Origin of the sequence: Campylobacter concisus, from assembly GCF_015679985.1 — a bacterium.
GTDB lineage: Bacteria > Campylobacterota > Campylobacteria > Campylobacterales > Campylobacteraceae > Campylobacter_A > Campylobacter_A concisus_AC.
Genome location: NZ_CP049239.1, coordinates 175,428 through 198,910 on the forward strand (window position 1 = coordinate 175,428; position 23,483 = coordinate 198,910).

The following is a 23,483-nucleotide window of genomic DNA, read 5'->3' on the forward strand; positions in this document are numbered from 1 at the left end:
ATTTGATAGCAATGCAAAAAAATAATTAAATACGTAAAAAAGTTCAACTTAAATAGCAAAAATAAAGGCTAAAATTTAAGCTTAAATATAAAACTTAGCAAGCAAGCTATTTCTTTGCTTTTAGCTTTTGCCTATCATGTCAAGCTTAGCTTTGCAAGCATCTTTATACGGGCTTACAAAATTTGAGTCAGAGCACTCGTTTAAATAAGGCCTAGCCAACTTAAACTGCTTTTGTCTTATATAAATTTCACTTATCAAATTTAAAGCGTGTAAGCGATCTTCTGGTTCAAGCTTCATGTTTAGTATAAATTTCGCCTCATCAAGTGCCTCACCTAGGTTATCTGTCTTTAATAATGCTTCTGAGTAGTTAAAATTTATCTTTGGCGAAAATGTATTTATTTTGGCTTTTGTTTGTAGCTCAAGAGCTTTTTTAGCATACGTTGTAGCGATAGCGTAGTCATTACTTTTTATCGCGTAGTCGCTTATAGCTGTATATGCTTCGATAATCTTAAAGTCTTGGCCTCTTAGCTGCTCGATAGCGCTTATGGTTGAGATCGCCTCCGTAAAGCGTTTTAATGCAAGCAATGAGTAAAACCTGTCAAAAAGAGATGGTGTTGGATCTGAGTATTCGACTGATGAGCCAAGTGAAAGCGCGTCATTTGCGGCAATGATCGCATGCTCGTAGTCTTTATTTTTATATAAAATTTTGCTCAAATTTACCAGCCACTCGACCCTATCTTCTAAATTTTCATCTTTTGCATGAGCTTTCGCGAGCTCAAGTGCATCGTTGTAGCGGGCCGTTCTGTAATAGCAATTAAAGAGCTTAAATTGTGGTAATGAGATTTTATTTATATCGTAGTTTTCAAGTAAATTTATAACAGCCGTGCAATCATCTTTTATAAAATACTCTTTTGTAAGCTCTAGCGCAGCCTCATTTATCAGCTCCATTGCCTTACTTAGATTTCCATCTTTTGCCATGGCTTTGTAAGATAGTGCATCGGAGAATTTACGCTCTTTAATATCCAGCTCAAGCTCGCTTATTAGAGCCTTTTGACTAATATTTGTTCCAGCATATTTTTCAATTAGCTCTTTATATCTTGCATGAAGTGCAGTAGCATTTTTATCCTCCTCTTCAAAGAATAACCCATCTTTTGCTTTAGTCACCTCATCGATATAATCACCATATTTAAACTCTGTCTCATATCTATTTAAGTATTCGTATGCTTTTTTCTCATCTTTTGTTTTGGCTAGATTTAGTGCTAAATTTTTTAAAGCAACTTCATAAAAATCTTTCGTCCTATCGCTATTATTTATCAAAATTTCATAAATTTTAGCAGCCACATCAGGCATATCTTTACTTGCAAATGTAGTTGCAAGATTCATCGACTTTGTTGGGTTATTCATAAAAAATTTTTCATTTGCATTTGCGATTTTTAGTATAAATTTCTTTGCTTCATCAAATTTTTCTTTATCGATATTTGCATCAGCTAGGCTTAGTGCTGCTCTACTTGCAAGGTCGATGTCGTTTGTGGAGTAAAGTACTTTTTCATAGTCTTTTAGCGCCTCTTTTTGCCTACCTATTTTGTAGAGATAATCAGCATAATCAAGCGCTGCAAGTTTCGTAAATTTTGAGTTTGCATGCTCTTCGTTTAAAATATCAAGCATATATTTTGCATCACTTGCGATGCTATCTTTTAGGTAGGCTCTAGCGATTAGGTAGAGCACCTCTGGATAGTTTTCATCAGATGGGAATTTTCTGATCCAAGCCCTACCTTCGCTTACGATATCTTTTGGCTCGATCTCTTCAAACTCATTTTTTGTCTCAAAAATTTTATCAAGAGCCCTTAGGCGAAATAGTAAAAATTCACTTGAAAAAAGACTATTTGGATGCCTTTTTATCGCTGCTTGAGTATCTTTTACTACATTTTCATAAGCGCCCTTTTCATAAGCTCTTTTTATGCTTATGTAGATATCAATGTCATTACTATCAAGCCCAGCAATAGGAGCTTTGTTAAGATCAAGCGCTCCGATACTAGGATTTAGCATATCTTTAAAATCAGGTTTAAAATTTAGCCCGGACTTTCTCTTGCTATTTTCGCTGAGCGAAGTATCTATGATTATACTAAAGTGTTTTGAAATGGTTGTTTTTGGGCTATCTTGTACGTTTTGACTGCTATAAAGCTCAGTTTTTATATTTAGCAGTTTTGACGGTGCTTTTGGCATTATGACGATAAAAAGTTTGCCATCTTGCTTTTTATATTTTATATCCATTAATGGCAGTGTCGTATCTTCAATTTTGGGCAAAATTTCATCATCTAGCATACAGACATAGCGTTTGGTATCGTAAGCTAAAATTTGCTCCACGCATTCAAATTCTTGCTCATCGCTTAGCTGAAGAACGCTATAAGGTTTATCACCATTTGCGCCGCTATTTAGGCTAAGATTAAAAGCGGTTAGATAAAGCGGAAAAAATAAAATAATTAAGAGCTTTTTCATGCCGCAATTATAGTTAAATTTTCTAAAATCCTGAAGCAAAGACAAAATGCTCAATAAATTCCAAAATCGCTCCAGAAAATAAAAACGAAAAGGCAGTTCCAGCTACCGCAATGCCAACAATTACTTTTAGCGCCATTGAGATATTTGCAGTGTAGAGATTTTTATCTTTTACGATCGGCTCTTTTAAAAACATAAAGACGATTAGCTTTAAATAGTAATAAATCGCAATGGCAGAATTTATCATAATTATAACGCTAAGCACGACGTAATCAGACTTTATGAGCGATGAGATAAGCACCATCTTGCCCCAAAATACGCTAAAAGGCGGAATGCCAGCAAGAGCGATCATAAAAATTCCCATTATAACTGCGTAGCTTGGTAAAATTTTTATAAGCCCTGAAAATTTCTCAAATGGATGCTTAAAGCGCTTGTCCCAGCAGACCACATCGTCGCACCTTGCCACCCAGAGCATAGAAAATGCGCCCAAATTTGCAAACAAAAACATAATCCAGTAAAAAAACAAAGCGGCATTTGCCTCGTGAGAATTTGCCACAAGCGCGCAAAGTACGACACCAGCGTGAGCTATGGAGCTAAAAGCAAGCATTCTTTTTACGTCCTTTTGTACTAGCGCCATGATATTTGCAAGACTCATAGTAAGCACGGCGATGATGTAGAGCATATCTTTTATCCACAAAATTTGTGAGCCCTCAAGCATCGCAAAAATTCTTAACGCGACGATAAAAGCTGCCACCTTTGGCACGATCGACATATAGCCAGCAAGTGGGGCATTTGAGCCCTCGTAAACGTCTGGTATCCATGTGTGAAAAGGTATGAGTGAGAGCTTAAAGCCAATAGCCGAGGCAATGAAAACACAGCCTAATAAAATGATCAAATTTTGATTTAGGCTAAGATCTTTTATCACAACGCCGATACGGGCGATATCTATAGAGTTTGTAGCTAGATAAAACATCGCGATTGCCATCGCAAAAAAGCCAGCCGAAAGTGAGCCCATCGCAAAGTACTTTATCGCGGCTTCGACGCTTTTTGCCTTGTTGTGAAGGGCTATTAGCGTGTATAGGCAAAGCGAGCTGATCTCAAGACCCAAAAATATAATGAGCAGGTTGCTTGAGCTCACCATAAATAAAAATCCAGCGATCATAAACAAAAATAGTGCGTAATACTCGTAAATTTTATACTCAAAATACTCTTTCGTGCTAAGTGCGAGTGGTATGAAAAGGGCTGAGGCGATGAGGATGATGACTTGCGAGATGATAGAAATTCCATCTACTAAAAGCATATCCCAAAAGCTAAGGCTAAGACCATTAAAATCTAATATAAGACCTAAATTTACAAATATGGCTATGATGCAAAAAATACAGTAGAAATTTCTTGAGAGATCTTTTCTTATAGTTCCAACAATTAATATAAAAAATGCAAAAACTAGCATGCTAAGCATCGGAGCGATCGACGATAGCGATATCTCTTTTATATCTAAAAGGGCTATTTCATTCATAGTTTGCTCCTATCATTTAGGGATAAAATTTTATCCTTCGTTTCGCTTTTTATAGCTCTAGTTTGCATCTTGCTTATGATATTTTGCACGCTTGGCTCAAGCGGCTTTAGGATCAAATTTGGTGCGATACCAAGGGCGATGATAAGCAAGCAAAGTGGTACAAGAGTGGCTAGTTCTTTGAAATTTAGATCTTTTAGGCTCAAATTTTTCTCCTTGCATTCGCCAAAAAAGACTCTTTTATAAAGTACTAGCATATAAACGGCGCCCACGATGATACTAAAACCACCAAGTAGCGCAAAGAACTTATTTAGCTTAAAGACGCCAAGAAGGCTCAAAAACTCACCCACAAAACCGATCGTTAGTGGAAGGCCGATACTTGCAAGCGTTGCTATAAAAAATATGAGCGCGTACTTTGGCATCACCTTAGCAAGGCCGCCAAATTCGCAAATTTCTTTTGTGTGAGCCCTCTCATAGATGATGCCAACTAGTAAAAATAGCACGCCGCTTACGATACCGTGGCTTATCATCAAAAATATAGAGCCACCAAGACCTATTAAATTTAGTGAAAAGATGCCAAGTATGATGACGCCCATGTGTGAGATTGAGCTATAAGCTATAACTTGTTTTATGTCGCTTTGCGCGTAGGCAACAAGGGCTGCGTAGATGATCATTATGATAGCTATGACGCAGACAAAGCCGCTTAAAAGTAGGCTCGCGTCTGGAAAAAGTGGAAGTGAAAATCTCACAAAGCCGTAAGTGCCCATCTTTAAAAGCACGCTAGCAAGCAGCACCGAGCCGATAGTCGGAGCCTGTCCGTGTGCGTAAGGTAGCCACGTGTGAAATGGAAATAGCGGAGTTTTCACGCCAAAAGCGAAGAAAAATGCTAAAAATAGCCAAATTTGAGCATTTTCTCCGATGCCAAGCTTGTACCAGTCAAGCAAGCTAAAGCTAAAGGCACCACTTTTTTGGTAGCACAAATAGCCTATAAAAATGATCGCCACTAGCATAAAGACAGAGCCTAAAAATGTATAGATGAAAAATTTAATCGCAGCATAAATTCTATTTTTACTACCAAATGCACCGATGATGTAAAGTAGCGGTATGAGGCTAAGCTCCCAAAAGCTGTAAAACAAGATCATATCAAGCGCGCTAAATACGCCCATCATCGTGGTTTCTAAAAATAGCACGCTAATAATTAGATGCTTTAAATTTCCATCATCACTAAGTGCCACGATAGAGATGAAGCTCATAAATGCACTAAGTACGATAAGTGTTAGCGAAATGGTGTCTATACCAACAAAATAGCTGATGTTTAGGCTTGGTATGAGCGGGACTTGATGCGTTAGAACAAAGTCATAACTCTGAAAATCTACATTTACGCAGATAAAAATAGCCAGCAAAAGCTCTATGAGAGCGATGCTTGCTCCATAAAATTTTATGCTTTTATTTTCTATCAAGAAGCCTAGCATTGCGCTTATTGCAGGGAAAAATATGATTACACTTAGCATTATTTGGCTCCGTTTAATAAAAATATAAAGCTTAAAAGCAAGGCAAATCCTGCAACCATAAATCTAAGCATGATGCTTAAGTCGCCACTTTGCATTTTGTTTGCTAAAAATGCAAATTTATTTAGCGCTGTTGCGACTAGATCGACACTACGATCGATTATCATCTCGTCAAATTTCTTACAAATTTGTGAAATTAACGTATAGCCATTTATGAAAAATTTCTCGTAAAATTTTGGGATAAAGTAGGCATTTTGCAAAATTTTATAAATTCTGCTCTCACAAACACTCTCTTTAAAAATTTCTCTTTTATAGGCAAATATAGCAAAGCCAGCACTTGCTAGCACTAGGCTAAGTGTTAAAGCGAGCAAGAAAATTTCACTACCGTGAGATAAATTTAGTGGAAAATCTTTTAAACTTTTTTCTAAAAACTCACTAAAGTTGCTCCAAAAAAAGCCACTTATGACTGAGAGAATTCCAAGTACGCCCATGCCAGCTAGCATATAGTTTTTAGCTTCATGCACGTGTTTCTCGCTCTTTGGCTTTGTAAAAAAGACGAGCATAACAAGCCTAAAGCTATAAAATGCCGTAAGTACAGCACCAAAGAGTAAAATGATCCATAAAAATTTATTTTCACTAAAGGCAACCTCTAAAATTTTATCTTTAGAGAAAAAGCCAGCAAATGGATAAAATCCAGCTAGCGCACAGCTTGCGATGATAGAAAGGAGTGCAGTTGGTTTCATAAATTTATAAAGTCCGCCCATTTTTTTGATATTTAGCTCATCATTCATCGCGTGCATGACGTTGCCAGCACATAAAAAGAGAAGTGACTTAAAAAATGCGTGCGTGACAAGGTGAAAAAGTGCGATCTTATAAGCGCCAAGGCCAGCAGCTACGAACATATAACCAAGCTGCGAAAGCGTCGAGTAGGCGACTATTTTTTTAAGGTCATTATGCACTAGCGCGATGCTAGCCGCAAATATCGCTACAAATGTGCCAAGGTAAGCGATAAAGTGCGATACTTCAGGCACGTTTATAAAGATAAAATTTGCGCGTATCACTAGATAAACGCCAGCTGTTACCATGGTTGCAGCGTGAATGAGTGCTGAGACTGGAGTTGGCCCCTCCATGGCATTTGCAAGCCAAGTGTGAAACGGAAACTGCGCACTTTTGCCCATGGCGCCTATAAAAAGAAGTGTGGCGATGATGCCTAAATTTAGCCCAGAGAAGTCGCTTCTAGCGTTAAAAACCTCGCTAAATTTAAGTGAGCCAAAGCTATAAAATATATAAAAAATGCCAATAAGCATCGCAAGATCAGCCACTCTGTTCATCACAAAAGCTTCGTTTGCAGCGACGTTTGCACTAGGCCTTTTATACCAAAAGCCAATGAGTAGCCACGAGCAAAGTCCAACGCCCTCCCAGCCGATGAAAAGGCCTATGAAGTTATCGCTTGATACAAGGACGTTCATGCAAAAGACAAAGAGTCCCAAGTAGCTAAAAAAGCGGTTAAAGCTCGCATCGTCTTTCATATAGCCAACTGAGTAGATATGCACGATACTTGCCACGATACCAACGGTGCTAAGCATAATAAGGCTAATGGCATCAAGATAGAAGCCAAAATTTAAATCCAGACTGCCAAAATTTATAAATTCTTTTAGTGATAAATTTAGCGGTTCATCTATGCCAAGACTAGCCGTTAGCATAAGTGAGGCGGTTGTGCTGATTATCATTAAAAGTGAGCAAAAGATACTAAGTAAAAAATTTTTACTACTATGTGAAAAAAGTCCAGAAACGATAAAGCTAAGAAGCGGGAAAAATAGTGAAATGCAAAATAAAGTCATCCCTTAGCCTTTCATATTTGTCATCGAATCTAGGCTAATGCTGCCAGTCTTTTTGTACCAAAGCACTAGTAGCCCTAACCCCACGGCGACCTCGCTAGCAGCGATAGCCACTATAAAAAATGCAACTATTTGCCCGGTTAGATCAAAGTGGTATTTTGAAATGGCAGCAAGTGCGATATTTGCCGAGTTTAGTAAAATTTCACTTGAGAAAAATAGCATGATCAAATTTCTTCTTCTCATTATGCCAACAAGCCCTATGACAAAGAGCAGACTTGCAAAGATGAGGTAGTGAGTAAGTCCTATCATAGCATCTCCTCTAGCGTATTTTGAGTATTTAGGTCTTTATGTATCAAGATAATGCCAGCAACCATTGCCACAAGAAGCATTACAGCACACATCTCAAAAGCAATTAAATACTTGCTAAAAAGCAAAATTCCAATAGCCTCGATATTGCCAAGCTCACTAGCAATGGGACTTAATCCATCAAATTTTGCACCATAAAGAGGAGCTAAAAATATAAATATCAAAAGAAGTGCTATAAAGCTACTTAAAAGATAGATGGTGATCTTTGCTTTTTTGCTACTTTTTGGCTCACACTCTTTGCTACTATCAAAAAACATCATTGCAAATGCATATAAAACGACCACAGCACCTGTGTAGACTATTATCTGCACTACGCCTAAAAATTCTGCTCCAAGTAAGAAAAATATAGCCGAGATAAAGACCATGCCAGCAGCTAGCGCAGAGACTGCATTTAGTGCGTTTTTACAAAATATGCTAAAAGAGAAACTAACTAAAACCAAGGCACTAAAAAGATAAAATGCAAAGCTCTCATACATCTTTTGCCCTTTTAAAATTTATACTACTCATCATTTTTTGTCTCATTTTCATTTTCGCTTATAAATGCATTTGGCGTCTTTTTGATTAAGCTATCAGCATTTTTAGGAAGCGCTCCGTATCCTTCAAACTCGCTTTGATCTTTTAAAAATTTATCCTTTGTCAAAAACTTATCTTTTGTGCCAAATATAATCCTGCTCTCGCTAGCAACTTCGTACTCTTGTCCGCAAACTATCGCAAGCTCAGGACAAACATCAGCGCAAAATCCACAATATACGCATCTACTTAAATTTATCGAGTAGCTTGCGACCTTTTTACGGCCATCATCGCCAAGAGAAGTCTTCATCGAAATACAGTTGCTAACGCAAATTTTCTCACATAACCCACACCCAATGCAACGTTCATTTTCACTTTCAACAAATTTCAAAAGCTTGTGAATGCCCCTATATCTAGCATTTAACTCCATCTTTTGCATAGGATATTTTAAAGTATGTGACTTGCTAAAGAGCATCTGCTTTATCGTGACTTTTAGTCCGATCAAAAGATCAGGCTTAAATGTAACAGCGATGAAGTGTTTAAATTTATCAAATGCGCTCTTTGGCTTTAACTTTTCATCTATTAAAATATATTTTTTCTCACTCATTTTTCGCCTTAGATTAGTAGCATAAAGCCAGTGATTACGATATTTAAAATTCCAAGCGGAAGCAAAATTTTCCAGCAAAATGCACTTAACTGATCAACTCTTAAATGTGCCCATGAAGCCCTTACCCAAAGAAAAAAGAAAAAGACAATGCTTGATTTTAAGATGATCATCAAAGCGCCTGGGATAAATAAAAATTCGTTAAATCCACCTAAAAATAAAATCGTAATAATGATGCTAGCAGCGATCATATTTGTGTATTCGCCGATGAAAAACATCGCCCATCTCATGCCGCTATACTCGGTGCCATAGCCTGCTACTATCTCTGTTTCGTTTTCTGTTAAACAAAATGGCGTTCTATTGCACTCCACAAAGCTTGCTATTAAAAAGAGTAAAAATGCAAGTGGCTGCTTAAATATAAGCCAGCCAAAAATTCCTTTTTGATAGTTGTTTATATCCACAAGTGAGAGTGAGCTAGTTACCATTACGACGCTTAAAAGAGCCATGCCAGCGACTATTTCGAAACTAAGAAGTGAGACTACTGCGCGAGCCGCGCTAATTAGTGCAAATTTATTGTAGCTTGCAAGACCTGCTGCAAGTGGAGAAAAAACGCAAACCGAAGCAACGCCAGCGATGTATAAAATACCAACATTTATATCTGAGAGAATCGGACGTAATGTATGTCCAAAAATTTCAAACTCAGGCAAAAACGGCACAGGTGCAAGCGCTGCAAATGCGGCAATGGCTGATATTAGTGGAGCTATTAAAAAGATAAATTTATTCGTATTTGCTGGCACGATATCCTCTTTTGTAAAGAGTTTTATCATGTCAGCTACTATCTGCAAAATCCCAGCTGGCCCTACCATATCAGGTCCCACGCGGCGCTGCATGTAGGCTAGTACCTTTCTCTCAGCATAAGTTGCAAGCCCTGCAAGGCTTGCCATGACGGCTAAGATGACCACGGCTTTAATGATAGTGCTTAGCACAAAAAATAGTGTTTCACTCATCTTTTGCCTTTATAATTTTAACTGCGGCGTAGCTTTTGCCATTAAATATAACGCCCACATCAAGCTTATCGTCATAATCACCTAAATACGCACCAACTCCGCCAAGCTCGCTATCAAGCTCCACGCAAATGGCAAGCTTGCGCCCATCTTTTTCTAAAATAACCGCTTCGTTTTGTGAAATTTCAAATTTAGCTATAAACTCGCTACTTGCATAAAGCTTTGCTCTTTTGGCTGTTTGCGTGGCATAGTTTGCAAAAAATGATGGCAAATTTATAGGATTTGCAAGGCTAACTAGAGCTTCATCATTCTTTAAATTTATACTCTTGCTATCTTTTAAAAGTGGCTCTATATCATCATTTGGCGTGAAATTTGAAATTTCAAGCTTGTAGCCTCTACGACTTGTGCCGTCGTTTGCGTAAAAATTTTCTAAATCATCAAATTTAATGCCTTTGTAACCCTTTTCTTTTGGCAAAAATAACGTGTAATCAATCGTATCTTTAGCCATTAGTCCAAGCGCGTTTGCAATATCGTTTAGAAAATAACCTTTGTGCGGTATCGCTACATTTGTTGGCACTAGGGCGTTATTTATGCTTGTAAATGTACCTTCTTGCTGATTTAGTGCGCTAGCATCGATATCGCCTTCAAAAATGCTAAATTTATAATCACCATTTTCGTTGTAGCCAAGCGTCTTGCCAGGCTTTTTCTCGCTTGTAAGAGTGCAAATTTTAGCAACGCCAAGTGAGTTTGTGCGTGGTGGTATTAGCATCACACGAAAAGGCGTAGCTCTTGCGATCACTCCAGTAAGTGCGGCTAGTAAATTTGCATTTTCATCCGTGTAAAAATCGCTTCCTAAAATGAGTGTAAATTTGCTTTTGCCCTCACTTAAAGCTGGCATATCTAAGCTAAAATTTTCATCAAAATTTTCAAACTTTGATGTAAGTGTGCTAGGTAAATTTTCACCCCAATTTTTAAGTATAAAAAGTAAAATTTGCTCTAATTTCCCAGCTTCATGCGTTACGCAAATAAAATTTTTAGAATATTTTTTAACGATCTCATCGGCTATGTGATGAAAGTAAATTCCAGCTGCTTTATTCATTTTTAAAGCGTTATTTAACTTAAAACTTGTCACTGGACTCTCATGCCTTAAGAAACTACCAGCAGTGATGATAAAATCGCTTTTTTTAATATCTTCATAGTCTGCATTATATGAGCTAAGCCCACTAAATTCGCTAAATTTATTTAAAAATTTTTGATAATTTAGCGCCTCATTATTTATTAAATTTAGATCAAATTTCTCTCTTAAACGCTCTAAAATAAGGGCCTCTTCGTTCGTGATAAAGCTATTAAATTTTATATTTTTGATCGCGCCATTTTTAATATTTAAAACAATCTCTTCAAATTTTTCTTCATTTTTACAGGCAAGCTCGTTGTGAAAGTCATAACCAAACCTAGCTGCTCCACTTACCTCACCAAATGTAAAATCATTGCTGACGCGGTAAATTTGCTTACTTCTGTCGCTAGTGCTCTTTTCTTTTACGTCATAGTAAATTAGCTCGCAGTCGCTTTGATGTGGATTTGCTGCTGGGATAGGGTTTAGCTCCCAGATATTTGTGCTATATTGAAAATGCGAACTAATAAGTGCTCCAGTAGGACAAACGCTGATACACTCGCCACAAAATGAGCAGTCAAGACTCTCGCCCACGCTTGGACCTATTAGGCTTTTTTGCATCTTACTAAAAACTGCGTAGGCATCTTTTGGCATACTCTCTTTTAGCTCTTTTGGCACTTCAACGCCCCTTGGTACGGTCTTTAGTGCACTCTCTCCGATCCTATCCTTACAAACAGTGACACATCTTTCGCAGACTATGCAAAGAGCTGGATCGTAGTTGATTAGCCCCCATTTTTTATGTGGTTTATGCGTGTCAGTTATGGCAAATTTTTGCTCATTTACTTTTAGATGCGTGGTTAAATTTTGTAGTTCGCATTCGCCGCTTTTATCACAAACGCCACATTGAATCGGATGATTTACGCAATAAGTCTGCATGATTGCATTTCGCTCGGCATCGATTTCTGGCGTGTTTGTATAAATCTGCATATCCTCTTTTGCTTTGGCATTGCAGCTATAAACTACTTTGCCATTTGCCTCGACCATGCAAAGCCTACAAGCAAGAGTTGGTGAGCAGCCGCTAAGATAGCAAAGAGCTGGGATATAAATTCCATTTGCTCTTGCGATATTTAGGATGCTCTCGCCTTCATCTGCTTCTAAAATTTGATCATTTATGCTTATTTTCATTTACTAACTACTACTTGTTTAAATGCGTATCCATCAAACTCTTTTGCGCCAAATATCGCAACTGTGCCTTTTAGTGAAGGGTCTAGTTTAAATTTTACCTTCATGCTAAAATCTTTTGCTTTAAGCTCTAGCATATCGCCATCTTTTGCCTTTGCCACTATGCCAAACTGCACGCCACCCACGATCTCATCGCTTGCGTTTTTGTTTAGATAAACGACCGCTCCGTCAAAATTTTCAAGCTCTTTTAGCTCGTCTATTTTATGATAATCATTAAATTCTTTTTTGCAACCACCAGCCAAAACGACATTTTTGCCTAAAATTTCAAGTAGCCAAAAGATCGCATCTTTATCTGGATGAGTAAAAAATGAATCATCAATAATGATGTTTTTAACGTCCTTTATCCACTCGCCAAGCTCTTCAAATTCCTCTTCACCAACATTGCACTCGCCACTTATCAGCCCATCATCAAGCTCGCTAAAAAACTCATCGCAAGATAAATTTGCGTATTTGCAAAGAAGAGCTAAGACGTAGCTTATTGAGCCTATTTCGCAGCGGATTAAATTTTCGCCGCCAAGCTCGTTATCTTCGATGCAAGAGATGTATTTAAACTCGTGCTCTTTTATCTTTTTTGCTAAATTTTTGTCGCTTAAGCTTAGTAAATTTGCGATGCTTAAGCTTTTACCTGCTATTAAATCATTAAATTTCATATCTTGCCCTTTTTTATGGTTAATACCCAATCAACTTGGTTAAATTTAAGCGAGTTCATCACTTCGCAGTTTAGATTATAAGCTAAATTTACAGCCTTTGTCACGCCACTAAAATCGCCTATCTCAAATAAAAATATAATCACTTCGCCAGCCTCGCTAGCCTTTATCTGCTGTCCAAGAGCGCTCAAAAACTCACTCTTTAAGTGTCTAAGATCGACCCTTCTCATCTATCGACCTCGCCTAAGATGATATTTGTGCTACCAATTATCGTAGCGACATCAGCGACGTACTGACCTACTAATAAATCTTCATAAATGGCGCAGTGCCAAAAGCTTGGCGTGCGAATTTTTAGGCGATATGGGCTTGCACTACCGTCTGAGTTTATATAAATTCCAAGCTCGCCCTTTGGTGACTCACTGGCAAAGTAAATCTCACCTTTTGGGGGTTTTAGCCCCTGAGTTATTAGCACAAAATGCTGCATTAGCGAGTAGTTTTGGCTCATTATCTGCTCTTTTGAAGCGCTCACATACTCTGGCGCATCAGCGATGATTGCAGGGCTACTTGTTTGATACTTGCTAACACACTGCTTTAAAATTTTCACGCACTCGCGCATCTCTTTCATGTAAAGCAGGTATCTTGCGTAGCAATCGCCTTTGGTGGCGTAAGGCACATCAAAGTCTAGCTCGTCGTAGATGAGATAAGGCTCTTCTTTTCTTATATCACGTGCGACTCCGCTTGCTCTTAGCATGACGCCAGAGCAGCCGCTACTAAGGGCTAGCTCTTTGCTAATTACGCCCACATCAACAAGCCTTGCTTGCCAAATTCTATTTTCGCTTAGCAGATCTTCATAAAGTGTGATGTCACTTGGAAATTTTTCGCAAAATTTAAGCAGCTCCTCGCACCAGCCATCAGGCATATCAAGCGGCATGCCACCGATCCTTATCGAGCTATGTGTTAGCCTTGCGCCGCAGTATTTTTCTATTAGATCAAGGACGTATTCGCGCTCTCTAAATGCATATAAAAAGACGCTCATTGCCCCCACATCAAGGGCATGCGTGGCTAAAAATAAAAGGTGTGAGCTGATGCGGTTTAGCTCCAAAAGCATCACTCTAATGATCTGCGCACGGTGAGGCACTTCGATACCGCAAAGCTTCTCCACAGCCGCGCAAAATGCGTAGTTATTGGCACTCGATGCTATGTAATCAACCCTATCAGTCACTGGGATAAATTCCTGATAGGTCATATTTTCAGCCATCTTTTCAACGCCTCGGTGCATGAAGCCAACCTCTGGCATGGCGCGCACGACCTTTTCGCCATCAAGCTCAAGCACAAGCTTTAACTGACCATGAGCGCTTGGGTGCTGTGGTCCAAAATTTAGTATCATCTTGCCGTCATTTTGCTCAAATTCTAAATTTTCAAAAAATGGTTTTAAGCGGTTTGGTGACTGGCTCAAGGTCTTTCCTTTACTATTTGGCTCTGACTAAATTTAGCCTTTTTGACAAATTTCACGCCGCCTTCTTCTTGATACTCGTAGTCTTCATTTTCATCAAAGACACGTGAAAATCCAAAGGTATCTTTCTCTTCAATATAAGCTGGATCGCGGTTCTCTTCGCCGATTTGCTCTCTAGACTCACGCCCAAAAATTTTATCCACCTCGTACCATTTGGCAGCCTCGTCGCCAACTAGCGGATAGCTTTTTAAGAGTGGGTGCGAGTGCCAGTCATCAGGCATGATGAGGCGCTTTAAATTTGGATGATCTTTAATGAGAACGCCGCTTAGATCATACATCTCGCGCTCAGACCAGTTCGCGCTTTTATAAAGCTCGCAAACGCTTTTTAGCATTTCATCTTTTTTTACAAAACATTTTACACGAACGCGTCTATTTTTACTCATGCTAAGAAGCTGATAAAAGACCTCATATCCATCTTTTGCACTTGTAAAATCAAGTGCTGCAAGCTCGCTAAGCTGTTCGTAACCAAAAGATTTTAATACTTCAAGAGCTTTAAAATTTTCACTAGAATTTACATAAAGTACAAGCTGATCAAACTCCACGTAGCTAGATAAAATTTCTACTTCGCTTTGCTCTAAGATGGCTAGCTCTTCATCAAATTTAGAACCTCTTACCTCATCTTTTGGCGTCTGCTTTTCTATGTAAAATTTTTCTTTGTAATACTGCTTTTTTTGCAGATCATTCTTTGGCTTATACTCTCTCATATCTCAAGCTTCCTTGGCTTTTGCGCCCTAAATGCACTTTGCTTTCTTATCTTTTTTTGAAGCATCATAAGTGCGTATTGAAGCGTCTCTGGACGTGGGGCACAGCCTGGGATATAGATATCAACTGGTATTATTCTATCGACACCTTGAACGGTTGAATAGGTGTTAAACATGCCGCCAGTGTTTGCACAGCTACCCATTGAGATAACCCACTTTGGCTCAGGCATCTGGTCGTAAAGACGCCTTGTAAACTCAGCGTGTTTTTTAGTTAGCGTGCCAGCTATGATCATCACCTCTGAGTGTCTTGGGCTAGCCCTAAAAATGGTGCCAAATCTATCAAAGTCATATCTACTAGCGCCACTTGCCATCATCTCGATCGCACAGCAAGCAAGCCCGTAGCTAAGAGCCCAAAGCGAGTTGCTCCTGCCCCACTGAACGAGCTTATCAACGGTTGTTAAAACTACTGGCAAGCCACCATTTGCAGCGTAGTTTATCTGATGCTTTGCCATTTAAAGACTCCTTTTTGCCAAGCATAAGCAAAGCCGATAAGTAAAATCGCCACAAAAAGCAACATTTCGATTAGTCCAAAAATTCCAAGTAGCCTAAAATCCACCGCCCACGGATACATAAAGATGACTTCAACATCAAACAAAATAAATAAAATTCCATAAAAAAAGTAGTGGATATTTATCTTATTTGGCTGTTTTACGGTGGTTGGACCACACTCATAAAAGCCAAGTTTTAGACGCTGTGTATTGCGGTTGGCTAGTTTTTTGCTTATTTTTGAAGATAAGAATGTTATTAAACAAAATGAACAAGTCGCTAGTAAAAGTATGATAAATGCACCAAAATAGGTGCTTTCAAGCTCTGAATGTGACATACTTTGCCTTTTTTAATTTTTAAGATTCTACTAAATTTAAATTTATTTGAGCTTGAAACGGCTTAAGAGTAGGGTGAGTATTGTGCTTTTGTGTAAAAATTACTCCTATTTTATCTTCTCGACCGCATCTTTTGCAGCACTTATTCGCTCGCTCTCATCTAGCTCACGCACAAAGCCATCTTTTACCAAAATGATCCTAGTTGCTACATCAAAATAGCTATCATCGTGGCTAACAGCAATTATGCTAATGCCTTTACTTTGTAAAAATGGCAAAATTTCTTTGTAAAATTTTCGTTTAAAGAGCGGATCTTGATCGGCTGCCCATTCATCTAGGATAAGGATAGAGCGGTGCTCTAAAATAGCTATTAAAAGACTTAGACGCTTTCGCTGACCAGTTGAGAGTTGCGTGGTGCTAAGCTTATTATCTATGACACTTACTTTTTTATCGATCTCAAGTAAGGCTAAAAGCTCGTCTATTTCGCTTTGGCTAGCAAAGCCATTATGAGAGAGCGTTTGCGAAAATAGATAAAAATCAGCAAAAATAGCGCTAATCTTTGCCTGGTAGCTTTGTAAATTTCCCTCATCTATCTTTGTGCTATCAAGGTAAATTTCGCCACTACTTGGGCGTATTAGCCCGCAAAGTAAATTTATAAGAGTGCTTTTGCCACTGCCATTTTTACCGATGATAAACGTTATCTCACCGCGTTTGATCTCTAAATTTACGTCATTTAGGCTAAATTTGCCGTGAGCGTAGTTAAAATTTATATCTTTTAGGTTTATGCTTTGCCAATTATCGCTTAGGCTATCGTCAAATTTAAAGCCTTCCTTAAATTTATTTAGATTTAAGCTCATGATCTTTTCTAAGCTCACTTTAGCACTAAGTGCAGCTGGTATGGAGCCAACCATACTCATAAACGAGCCTCTTAAAAATAGTATCGTTAGGCTGATGCTTAGTGCTGTTTGCAGGCTCGCCCAGTCAAATGCCACGCACAAAAATACACAAAGTCCAACTGAGCCAAGAAGCATAATATTTGTAAAATTATCGCTTAATGCGTGATAAATATCGGCCTTTACCATATTTTGACGTTTTTTATCGCCTGTAAAATTTAACTCATCAAAGCAGGCACTTGCCCTTGCTCTATTTAAACTAAGCTCTCTATGCCCCTCTACGATATCGTCGTAGTGCTTTTGCAATGCGTCATCTTGAACTCTAGAATGCTTAAAATAAAGATGAATTTTTTTCATAAAAAGTGTATTTATAAAAAGAGTCGCACCGATCCAAATGGATAAAAAGATAAAAATTTTTGGAGCGATTACATAAAGATAGATGCTGGCACAGACGATAAAAACTAGACTTTGTATAAAACCAGTAGCGCTCATAAAGGCAAATGTGATCGTTTTTATGTCGTTGTTTAGGCTAGCTATAATCTTTGCCTTGCCGATCTCATTTATCACACTATTTGGCGTGTCTAAAATTTGCTTTACACTTTGATATCTTAGCTCGTAGATAAATTTATGTCCAAAATTTGTAAGCGATATATTTGCTGCGATGGCGCTTACAAAAAACAAGAGCAAAACCACTATAAATTTAACCGCTATAAAGGTGTCAAATTCTTTTAAACTTACAAGCTCATTATTTATAAATGAAAGAGTCCAGACACCAAGCCCGCTAAATACAAGTGTTAATAACACTATTTTAGAAATTTGATATATGTTTTTTTTGATTAAATTTGCAAGCATTACATCGCAGCTCATGGCTGAATGATATTTGGCTCATACTTTTGTTCAGTATTTTCGCTCATTATGCGAAGCACCTTGCTTCGTTTTATCTTCGCGTCATCTTTAAATATCGCACGAACTTTGTCCATACCAGCGTAAAAATCACGCATAAGCACGATGCAAATATATTTGCCAAAAAATGTCGGCTTAATAATACCATTTTCTTCATATATTGCATTTACAAGCTTAAGCAAGCTAAGCTCCATAAATAAGGCTTTGTTAATGTTTGTGCTATTTTCATCGTTATATCTTTTAATATCAACTCCGCCATCAAAAAGCCTTGTTAAAAACGTGTATTTAAGTCGCTCTTTCTTGCTAAAACCACATTTTGCGATGACTGGGCTTTGCCTATTTTTTATCCTTTTGCCGTATTCAAGTAGATTAAACGCATTTATTACAAGCTCACCGTTAAGAAAGCTAAATGCTCCGCTACCAACGCCAAGATACTCTAAATTTGAGCCAACATATTCGTCGCGAAGGTCAGCACTTTTTTCGTTTGAAAACGCCCAAGCATTGCTCTGCTTGTATCCGCCCTTAGCAAATTCACTCACGATGATCTCGTAAAATTCACGCTCGTTATCTACGTTTGAAACGCCAAGCGAGCGAGCTATATTCTCTCTTGTTAGCTCTGATTTCATAAGTGGATAGAAGGTGATCTGCTGCGGAGAGATCGATTTTGCAGTATTTATGTCGTTTATAAGCTGCTCTTTTGTTTGATTTGGGAGGTTAAAGATGAGATCCAGGCTAATGACTGGGATCTTACCAAGAGCAAGCTCAAGCTTTCTTTTTATCTCCTTGGCTGAGCCGAATTTTTCGTATCTGCCAACTCTTTTTAATGTTTCATCATCAAAGCTTTGTACGCCAACGCTTAAGCGATCAATTAATCCATCAAATCTAGATAAACTCTCAGGCGAGATATGATTTGGATCGCTTTCTGCTGAAATTTCTTCTATACTAAAAAGCTCTTTTGCAAGCTTAAGCGTTTTCTCAAGCTCAGGCTCATTTATAAGCGTCGTGCCACCACCAACATAAAGTGAATCAAAGTCAAATCCAGCCTCTTTAACCTGCCTCATCTCCTCACGTAAATTTTCAAAGTAAACTTTTGCAAGCTCTTGCTCATAGTGGTACTTATGAAACGAGCAATATGGACAGAATGTGTGACAAAATGGCACGTGTGCGTAGAGCATATACTTTTTGTCTTTTTTGGGAGTTTTGGTGTAGGTTGTGGTTAAAATGTCTATATTAAATTCATTATATAGTGATCTTTGAATAGAATTATGAGCGTAATTTACGGCAAAATTCTCGACAATATTTTTAAAGATCATAACTAATCGCCTTAAATAAGTTTGGTTTTAAATTGATGTGTTAGGATAGCTAACTTTTAATAAATTTAGCCTTGTGCTAGAGAAAATTTTAGCTTGGCCAGATAAATTTGACCTATAAATTTTAATTTTTTAAATCTACAAATTTTAATCCCAAAGCTTAAGGAAATTACTCCTTGGCTCTTGAGATAATTTTGCTTGCATCAAGTTCGAATTTTACACCATTTTTTGTCTCTAGGCAATAAAACTTTCCTAGTGTTGATAGGGCTTTGATGTTATAAAGTTTTACAATATTGCTTCTACATTCTATTTCATAATAGGTATTACTTTTATCAGGCTCTTTATCTTTACTGTAAATTTGAAATGGTAAAGCACCTAGTGTACTTTTTTCAATAGATAAATATTTAAATTCAACATTTGTCATCCCAAGCCTATTTGCGATCGCCCCTAAAAGAAAGCAAGATAAAATCGCAATTATTATAATTGATACAGTCATTACGAAGACTATATATTCATTTTTTTATAAAAATATTCCAAACCTTTAAAATAGACCAGTGTTACAATACAAAATGCAATCATCACCAACAAGAACTCTTCTATAAGATCATAATTTATAGGTAGCTCTTTTTTAAGAATAAAAATTAAAGTAAAACATATAAGCACCAATACTACAATAGCTGCAACTACTGCCATAGTAAAGCAAAAAAAGAGTGATCTTTTGTATTTATATCAAAATAAATTATAAGAAATAATAAGTAAATCAATAAGCATTATTTTGTTTGCAACAATAGTATTTAATGCTGCCATGCAAACTACTGCCAGAAAAGGAAGTAGACAAAATCCAAAGTAAAACATCCAGGTTTTATCTTTTTTATTTTCATAGTAGCCTGGATAAATCAGACAAGGAAATATAATTGCAAGCGAAAAAAAGTCGATATAAAAAAGAATGATACACCAACGTATGCTACATCTGCTCCACCTAAATCTGGAAAATATTTTACCTTAATCCCAAAATATGCAAAATAATAGATCATACCAACCAAACTAATGCCAGATAGTATTAATGGATGAAATTTTAATAAAGTACTTACAAGAATTTCATTTGTAAATTCTGGCTTATCTTTTTCTTTCATTAGCTCTAAAATTTCTTGATAACTCAAATTTAAATCCTAAAAATTTATAAAACTTGCTATTTAAGCACCTTTGCGATTTCGCTCCAGCCCAAATTCTCAGCAAAATCAGCTGCCGTTTTGCCACTTTTTGTCCGGGCATTTTTATCAGCACCGTTTTCTAGTAAGAGATTTACAAGATTTAAATTTCCAGCGATCGCCTCGTTGTGAAGCTGCGTATAGCCAAACTCATCAGCATCCGTGACCATATTTGGGTGCTCTTTTATATATTGCTTTACTTGCTCATATGTATTTTTGCTCATTGGATGCTCTATCAAATTTTCAGGATGCTCTTTTTGCTCATAAACTACCAAAATATCGTTAAAATCGCCAAAATCAAGTCCCCACTCTTTATCGTGCTCTTTTAGCTCTTTCTTTTGCATGCGTGAGCGCATCGCCTGCACGCTAAATCCGCCGTATGCGCGTCCATTTATCGAAAAGAGCCAGTCACTCATTTCATCTATCTTTGCGTTTATTTGGTCGCCTAATTTCACGTTTTGCACGCTATCTGGCTCATTTACGAGCGTGCCATATATCGTTTCGCCGTCAAATTCCACATCATCTATCCACATGTGTTCACCGACTTCTTCGCCATTTACGACATCTAAGAAGCAAATTTTTACCATTGCATAATCAAGTGCTGGTACGATCCTGTGGCGCTCCCAGTAAACCTCACGCCAAAAATATCTAAAGCTCTCTCTGGCCTGCTCAAACGCACGCTGCATATAGTCTTCGTCGCTACTTACAAAATAGATTGGCATTTGCTTGCCAAGATCGATTTGTTTACCGAGAATTTTCTTAAAAAAGCTCATTTTTTGTCCTTATTTTTCATTTTAGATAGATCAAATTTGAATGCAAAATGATAAGATAAATTTCACTCATAAATCCGACAAATTTTAAATCCAAAAATTACGTAATGATTTCAAAATTTAGCCTACCAACTTCAAATTTAAACAAAAATGTCGTGAGATGGATTTAAATGTTACGACTAAAAATTAAGCGTGCGCTAGGCATACAGCCTGCGGAGTGAAAATTTTTCTAGCTCATTTAAAGGCACTCACGAGAGGCCGTTACTTTAGGTTTTTAAAGCTTATCGGAAGTTCTAAATTTAACCCCCTCACTAGCTTTATACACTCCTGTAAGTCATCTATACTTTTGCTTGTCACTCTGATCTCTTCGCCCCTTATCTGCGCGCTCACTTTGATCTTTGAGTCTTTGATCGCTTTGGTTATCTTTTTTGAGTTTTCGCCATCAAGTGTGTCATTTAGCTTTAGTGTCGCCTTTAAATTTCCACCACTCGCTGGCTCTCTTTTTGTCTCTGTGATCGCTACTGGTGAGATGTTTCGCTTGATGAGCTTTGAGATCACGATGTCTTTTAATGCATCGATCTTGTTGTCGCTTGAGCTAAGAAGCGTGATAAATTTCTCCTTTTCATTTAGCTCGACCTCGGCCGCAAGTCCTTTAAAGTCATACCTCGCAGCAATCTCTTTTTTCGCCGTCTCAAGAGCGTTTTTAACCTCCATCATATCGACCTCAGCACTTATATCAAAGCTATGTTCGGTTGCCATTTTTATCCTTTCAAATTTATTTAAATAGCCCTTTGATCTTCTCAAAAATCGACTTTTTGCCAGTCTCTTCTTGCTCTACTGCCTCTCCAATCTGTTGCACAGCGGTCTGTGCGTAGATGATAGCCCCATTTGGATCGCAGTTAAAGAGATTTGAATATGAGCTTGATTTGTTTAGATCAAGTGGATTTGGCTCCACGACCTCAGTGGCCTCGAGCAGGCCTATTTCTAGCTCGTATGCGTAGTTTAGAGCATCTAAAAAGACAGGTAAATTTTGAGCGTAAAAGCCATCAATCGCATCTTTTATCTCACCACCTGCTTCATAGTCAGCCTTTAGTTTAGCTACGTTTTTAGCGTTTACATAAGCGCCACAACAGTAGTTTTCGGTGATCTCATTATAAATTTCGCCACTAAATTTATCCAAAAAATCGCTTGGTAAAATTTCTCGCCAGTTGCTGACGTAGTTTTTAAATTTCTCATTTTGCCGCGCCAAAGAGCTTAGCGATGTGCCACGAGTGTAGAAATACTTTCTAAAAAATCCTTGCGTGACAGCGATACAAAAGCCGTGAGTTTTGTTAAAAATTTCATCGTCTTTATATTGCAGTGCAGCGTTTAGTGTATCTTTGTACTTTTGGGCGTAAAATTCCTCTACGCCAGCCTTGCTAGCAAGTGCTAAAACCTTGTCAAATTTACCAGCCCTTGTAAGCTCAAGTGCTTCAAAATACCACTTTGAAATTTCATTTTCGCTAATGGCGTGATAGCTTATATCATAGCCCATTATCTGCTCTCATTGATGAAATTTTCGATGTTTGTGACGATCTTTGCGATGAGCGTCTTTCTAGCCTCCAAGCTGCCCCATGCCACGTGCGGCGTGATGAGTAGATTTGACTTCTTTTTTACATTTAAAAATGGGCTATTTTTGCTCATTGGCTCGCTCTCCAAAACGTCCGTAGCAAAGTGCAAATTTCTCTCATCTATCGCCCTTGCCATCGCAGCTTCATACACTATGCCGCCACGTCCTAAATTTAGCACTATCACCTCATCTTTTAGCAAATTTATCTCGTTTGCACCCAGTAAATTTCTAGTCTTTTCATTTAGCGGTGCGTGGATACTGATGATGTCGCTGCTTCTTAGTAGCTCCTCTAAGTTTTTTTGCGCAAATTCGCTATTTTTATTTGCTCCGCTTGTCGAGTAATAGCTCACATTTGCGCCAAATGCACGCGCCACTGCCGCCACGCCACGACCTATCTCGCCAAGTCCGATGATGCCAAATTCTTTGCCAGCGATCTCGCTGATATCCGCGCCAAGATAGGTGAAAATTTCGCTTTTCACCCACTTGCCACTTTTTACGTATTCATCATAAAATTTGATGCGATTTGTTAGCTCAAAAAGCATGGCAAACGTGTGTTGCACGACGCTTGCGGTTGAGTAGCCAGCGACATTTTTAACTGCTATGTTTTTGGCTTTTGCATGTTCTAGATCGACATTATTCATCCCAGTTGCGCTTATGCAGATAAGCTTTAAATTTGTCGCCTCCATCACAGCTTTGTCGATGATGACCTTATTTGTGATGACCACATCAACGCCCTTTAGACGAGGCACGACCTCTTCGCTTTTAGTTTTTTGATAGCTGGTAAACTCGCCAAATTTCTTAAAAACACTAAGATCAACGTTCTCGCCCAGCGTGGCTGCGTCTAAACAAACGATCTTCATCT

24 protein-coding genes are annotated in these 23,483 nt (G+C 38.0%); all 24 read right to left on the reverse strand.

Translation table 11 applies throughout. The annotated features are described in order from the left end of the window. Positions 1–120: 120 nt before the first annotated feature. Positions 121–2,496: a tetratricopeptide repeat protein gene (locus G5B98_RS00900; protein ID WP_196086898.1), complete on the reverse strand. Its 2,376-nt coding sequence runs from the start codon at positions 2,494–2,496 to the stop codon at positions 121–123. Between the two features lie 22 nt (positions 2,497–2,518). Further along, positions 2,519–4,009, reverse strand: coding sequence for an NADH-quinone oxidoreductase subunit NuoN (gene nuoN / locus G5B98_RS00905; protein ID WP_196086899.1), 1,491 nt, complete (start codon positions 4,007–4,009; stop codon positions 2,519–2,521). Further along, positions 4,006–5,517, reverse strand: coding sequence for an NADH-quinone oxidoreductase subunit M (locus tag G5B98_RS00910; protein WP_196086900.1), 1,512 nt, complete (start codon positions 5,515–5,517; stop codon positions 4,006–4,008). The genes nuoN and G5B98_RS00910 overlap by 4 nt, the downstream gene beginning before the upstream one ends. After that, positions 5,517–7,355 (reverse strand): NADH-quinone oxidoreductase subunit L, encoded by a 1,839-nt coding sequence (gene nuoL / locus G5B98_RS00915; RefSeq protein ID WP_196086901.1) that lies wholly within the window; start codon positions 7,353–7,355, stop codon positions 5,517–5,519. The genes G5B98_RS00910 and nuoL overlap by 1 nt, the downstream gene beginning before the upstream one ends. Before the next feature lie 3 nt (positions 7,356–7,358). After that, entirely contained in the window at positions 7,359–7,661 is a 303-nt protein-coding gene (gene nuoK, locus G5B98_RS00920) for an NADH-quinone oxidoreductase subunit NuoK (RefSeq protein WP_196086902.1), read from the reverse strand. Further along, a complete protein-coding gene (locus G5B98_RS00925; protein ID WP_196086903.1) occupies positions 7,658–8,194 on the reverse strand; it encodes an NADH-quinone oxidoreductase subunit J in 537 nt (178 codons plus the stop codon). Before G5B98_RS00925 ends, nuoK begins: the two co-directional genes overlap by 4 nt. Positions 8,195–8,217: 23 nt before the next feature. Further along, positions 8,218–8,835, reverse strand: a complete 618-nt coding sequence (nuoI, locus tag G5B98_RS00930) for an NADH-quinone oxidoreductase subunit NuoI (RefSeq protein WP_196086904.1) — start codon at positions 8,833–8,835, stop codon at positions 8,218–8,220. Positions 8,836–8,843: 8 nt separating this feature from the next. Then, complete coding sequence (nuoH, locus tag G5B98_RS00935) at positions 8,844–9,839, reverse strand: NADH-quinone oxidoreductase subunit NuoH (protein WP_084041825.1); 996 nt, start codon at positions 9,837–9,839, stop codon at positions 8,844–8,846. Continuing rightward, positions 9,832–12,132, reverse strand: a complete 2,301-nt coding sequence (locus G5B98_RS00940; RefSeq protein ID WP_196086905.1) for an NADH-quinone oxidoreductase subunit G — start codon at positions 12,130–12,132, stop codon at positions 9,832–9,834. The genes nuoH and G5B98_RS00940 overlap by 8 nt, the downstream gene beginning before the upstream one ends. Continuing rightward, positions 12,129–12,839: a hypothetical protein gene (locus tag G5B98_RS00945; RefSeq protein ID WP_196086906.1), complete on the reverse strand. Its 711-nt coding sequence runs from the start codon at positions 12,837–12,839 to the stop codon at positions 12,129–12,131. The genes G5B98_RS00940 and G5B98_RS00945 overlap by 4 nt, the downstream gene beginning before the upstream one ends. After that, a complete protein-coding gene (locus G5B98_RS00950) occupies positions 12,836–13,066 on the reverse strand; it encodes an NADH-ubiquinone oxidoreductase subunit E family protein (protein WP_072593998.1) in 231 nt (76 codons plus the stop codon). The genes G5B98_RS00945 and G5B98_RS00950 overlap by 4 nt, the downstream gene beginning before the upstream one ends. Further along, complete coding sequence (gene nuoD, locus G5B98_RS00955) at positions 13,063–14,292, reverse strand: NADH dehydrogenase (quinone) subunit D (RefSeq protein ID WP_196086907.1); 1,230 nt, start codon at positions 14,290–14,292, stop codon at positions 13,063–13,065. Before nuoD ends, G5B98_RS00950 begins: the two co-directional genes overlap by 4 nt. After that, positions 14,289–15,053 (reverse strand): NADH-quinone oxidoreductase subunit C, encoded by a 765-nt coding sequence (locus G5B98_RS00960; protein WP_196086908.1) that lies wholly within the window; start codon positions 15,051–15,053, stop codon positions 14,289–14,291. Before G5B98_RS00960 ends, nuoD begins: the two co-directional genes overlap by 4 nt. Next, complete coding sequence (locus G5B98_RS00965; RefSeq protein ID WP_012001120.1) at positions 15,050–15,562, reverse strand: NuoB/complex I 20 kDa subunit family protein; 513 nt, start codon at positions 15,560–15,562, stop codon at positions 15,050–15,052. The genes G5B98_RS00960 and G5B98_RS00965 overlap by 4 nt, the downstream gene beginning before the upstream one ends. Beyond that, positions 15,544–15,933 carry an NAD(P)H-quinone oxidoreductase subunit 3 gene (locus G5B98_RS00970; protein ID WP_021090439.1) on the reverse strand — a complete coding sequence of 130 codons (390 nt, stop codon included), beginning with the start codon at positions 15,931–15,933 and terminating at the stop codon, positions 15,544–15,546. The genes G5B98_RS00965 and G5B98_RS00970 overlap by 19 nt, the downstream gene beginning before the upstream one ends. 105 nt (positions 15,934–16,038) lie before the next feature. Continuing rightward, complete coding sequence (locus tag G5B98_RS00975) at positions 16,039–17,688, reverse strand: multidrug ABC transporter permease/ATP-binding protein (protein ID WP_232524597.1); 1,650 nt, start codon at positions 17,686–17,688, stop codon at positions 16,039–16,041. Continuing rightward, positions 17,685–19,037 (reverse strand): coproporphyrinogen III oxidase family protein, encoded by a 1,353-nt coding sequence (locus G5B98_RS00980; protein WP_196086909.1) that lies wholly within the window; start codon positions 19,035–19,037, stop codon positions 17,685–17,687. Before G5B98_RS00980 ends, G5B98_RS00975 begins: the two co-directional genes overlap by 4 nt. Positions 19,038–19,203: 166 nt before the next feature. Next, complete coding sequence (locus G5B98_RS00985; protein ID WP_196086910.1) at positions 19,204–19,458, reverse strand: hypothetical protein; 255 nt, start codon at positions 19,456–19,458, stop codon at positions 19,204–19,206. Positions 19,459–19,538: 80 nt separating this feature from the next. Further along, on the reverse strand, positions 19,539–19,727 hold the full coding sequence (locus G5B98_RS09350; RefSeq protein ID WP_232525370.1) for a hypothetical protein: 189 nt from the start codon (positions 19,725–19,727) through the stop codon (positions 19,539–19,541). A 203-nt stretch (positions 19,728–19,930) separates the two neighbouring features. Continuing rightward, positions 19,931–20,167: a hypothetical protein gene (locus G5B98_RS00990; protein ID WP_141083211.1), complete on the reverse strand. Its 237-nt coding sequence runs from the start codon at positions 20,165–20,167 to the stop codon at positions 19,931–19,933. Between the two features lie 56 nt (positions 20,168–20,223). Continuing rightward, positions 20,224–21,015, reverse strand: a complete 792-nt coding sequence (locus G5B98_RS00995; RefSeq protein ID WP_196086911.1) for a DUF2314 domain-containing protein — start codon at positions 21,013–21,015, stop codon at positions 20,224–20,226. Positions 21,016–21,273: 258 nt separating this feature from the next. Further along, on the reverse strand, positions 21,274–21,771 hold the full coding sequence (locus tag G5B98_RS01000; RefSeq protein ID WP_196086912.1) for a YajQ family cyclic di-GMP-binding protein: 498 nt from the start codon (positions 21,769–21,771) through the stop codon (positions 21,274–21,276). A 16-nt stretch (positions 21,772–21,787) separates the two neighbouring features. Then, the gene (locus G5B98_RS01005; protein WP_196086913.1) at positions 21,788–22,546 is read right to left on the reverse strand and encodes a hypothetical protein; all 759 of its coding nucleotides are present in this window, start codon (positions 22,544–22,546) and stop codon (positions 21,788–21,790) included. Next, complete coding sequence (locus G5B98_RS01010; RefSeq protein ID WP_196086914.1) at positions 22,546–23,481, reverse strand: D-2-hydroxyacid dehydrogenase; 936 nt, start codon at positions 23,479–23,481, stop codon at positions 22,546–22,548. The genes G5B98_RS01005 and G5B98_RS01010 overlap by 1 nt, the downstream gene beginning before the upstream one ends. Positions 23,482–23,483 lie beyond the last annotated feature (2 nt).

Excerpts from the sequence above, each read along its gene's own strand:
- G5B98_RS01000 (WP_196086912.1), bottom strand. The coding sequence starts at position 21,771 with ATGGCAACCGAACATAGCTTTGATATAAGTGCTGAGGTCGATATGATG.
- G5B98_RS00985 (WP_196086910.1), bottom strand. The coding sequence starts at position 19,458 with ATGACAAATGTTGAATTTAAATATTTATCTATTGAAAAAAGTACACTA.
- G5B98_RS00900 (WP_196086898.1), bottom strand. The coding sequence starts at position 2,496 with ATGAAAAAGCTCTTAATTATTTTATTTTTTCCGCTTTATCTAACCGCT.
- nuoI (WP_196086904.1), bottom strand. The coding sequence starts at position 8,835 with ATGAGTGAGAAAAAATATATTTTAATAGATGAAAAGTTAAAGCCAAAG.
- G5B98_RS00950 (WP_072593998.1), bottom strand. The coding sequence starts at position 13,066 with ATGAGAAGGGTCGATCTTAGACACTTAAAGAGTGAGTTTTTGAGCGCT.
- G5B98_RS00940 (WP_196086905.1), bottom strand. The coding sequence starts at position 12,132 with ATGAAAATAAGCATAAATGATCAAATTTTAGAAGCAGATGAAGGCGAG.
- G5B98_RS00925 (WP_196086903.1), bottom strand. The coding sequence starts at position 8,194 with ATGTATGAGAGCTTTGCATTTTATCTTTTTAGTGCCTTGGTTTTAGTT.
- G5B98_RS00965 (WP_012001120.1), bottom strand. The coding sequence starts at position 15,562 with ATGGCAAAGCATCAGATAAACTACGCTGCAAATGGTGGCTTGCCAGTA.
- G5B98_RS00910 (WP_196086900.1), bottom strand. The coding sequence starts at position 5,517 with ATGCTAAGTGTAATCATATTTTTCCCTGCAATAAGCGCAATGCTAGGC.
- G5B98_RS00995 (WP_196086911.1), bottom strand. The coding sequence starts at position 21,015 with ATGAGCTTTTTTAAGAAAATTCTCGGTAAACAAATCGATCTTGGCAAG.
- G5B98_RS00980 (WP_196086909.1), bottom strand. The coding sequence starts at position 19,037 with ATGATCTTTAAAAATATTGTCGAGAATTTTGCCGTAAATTACGCTCAT.
- G5B98_RS01010 (WP_196086914.1), bottom strand. The coding sequence starts at position 23,481 with ATGAAGATCGTTTGTTTAGACGCAGCCACGCTGGGCGAGAACGTTGAT.
- G5B98_RS00960 (WP_196086908.1), bottom strand. The coding sequence starts at position 15,053 with ATGAGAGAGTATAAGCCAAAGAATGATCTGCAAAAAAAGCAGTATTAC.
- nuoN (WP_196086899.1), bottom strand. The coding sequence starts at position 4,009 with ATGAATGAAATAGCCCTTTTAGATATAAAAGAGATATCGCTATCGTCG.
- nuoH (WP_084041825.1), bottom strand. The coding sequence starts at position 9,839 with ATGAGTGAAACACTATTTTTTGTGCTAAGCACTATCATTAAAGCCGTG.
- nuoK (WP_196086902.1), bottom strand. The coding sequence starts at position 7,661 with ATGATAGGACTTACTCACTACCTCATCTTTGCAAGTCTGCTCTTTGTC.
- nuoL (WP_196086901.1), bottom strand. The coding sequence starts at position 7,355 with ATGACTTTATTTTGCATTTCACTATTTTTCCCGCTTCTTAGCTTTATC.
- G5B98_RS00975 (WP_232524597.1), bottom strand. The coding sequence starts at position 17,688 with ATGAGCTGCGATGTAATGCTTGCAAATTTAATCAAAAAAAACATATAT.
- G5B98_RS01005 (WP_196086913.1), bottom strand. The coding sequence starts at position 22,546 with ATGGGCTATGATATAAGCTATCACGCCATTAGCGAAAATGAAATTTCA.
- G5B98_RS00990 (WP_141083211.1), bottom strand. The coding sequence starts at position 20,167 with ATGAAAGAAAAAGATAAGCCAGAATTTACAAATGAAATTCTTGTAAGT.
- G5B98_RS09350 (WP_232525370.1), bottom strand. The coding sequence starts at position 19,727 with ATGGCAGTAGTTGCAGCTATTGTAGTATTGGTGCTTATATGTTTTACT.
- G5B98_RS00945 (WP_196086906.1), bottom strand. The coding sequence starts at position 12,839 with ATGAAATTTAATGATTTAATAGCAGGTAAAAGCTTAAGCATCGCAAAT.
- G5B98_RS00970 (WP_021090439.1), bottom strand. The coding sequence starts at position 15,933 with ATGTCACATTCAGAGCTTGAAAGCACCTATTTTGGTGCATTTATCATA.